The sequence below is a fragment of the Paracoccus simplex genome (genome assembly GCF_042648325.1).
Lineage (GTDB): Bacteria > Pseudomonadota > Alphaproteobacteria > Rhodobacterales > Rhodobacteraceae > Paracoccus > Paracoccus simplex.
This window is the reverse complement of record NZ_JBHRXE010000038.1, coordinates 1-641: the sequence shown is the minus strand read 5'-3', so window position 1 is coordinate 641 and position 641 is coordinate 1. Positions and strand designations below refer to the sequence as shown.

Genomic DNA, 641 nt, shown 5'->3' with positions numbered 1-641 from the left:
CGCCCAGGATCCCGCCGCGCCCGCCGCCCGATCCCGAGCCGCCACGGCTGCCGGTCAGCTGGTCGAGGATGCCGCCCAGCCCGCCCTGGGCGCTGCCGGCGCTGCGCGGCGAATGCGCGCCGCCATAGGCGCTGCCGCCGCCCGGGCGGCCGCCCAGCACCTGGCCCAGCATGTCGCCAAGCCCGCCCGAGCCGGTCGAGCGGCTGCCGGCGCCGCCGGTATTGTTGCCGAACAGGTCGCCCAGCAAGCCGCCGGATCCCTGTCCGGAGCCGCTGCGCGGCCGGTTCTGGGCGTTCTTCATCATGGTTCCGATGCCTTTGGCCAGCATGACGCCAGCCGCGACGCGGGCGAGGGATTTCATCAGGCTCATCTCGTTCCTCCGGATGCGTTGCGGGGCCGCCGGGCCGGGCAGCCTTGTCTGCGCGATTCCAACGCCTTCGCGGCGCTCCGGTTCCACGGTCACAGACGGCGCGGCAAAGGCCGGCGCGCCCTTGATTTTTCCCCGGCGCGATTATAAGTCGCGGCGGATGTTTCACGACGGGGGCTGTCGCGCGGGTGGCCCCCCCGATAGGAGGCCATGATGGCAAAGGCAAAGTTTGAACGGACGAAACCGCACGTCAACATCGGGACGATCGGTCACG

1 pseudogene is annotated in these 641 nt (G+C 71.3%); it reads right to left on the bottom strand.

Going from position 1 to position 641, the window contains the following annotated elements:
• Window positions 1-370, bottom strand: a pseudogene (locus tag ACFOMP_RS14115) (DUF533 domain-containing protein); the annotation flags it as partial.
• Window positions 371-641 lie beyond the last annotated feature (271 nt).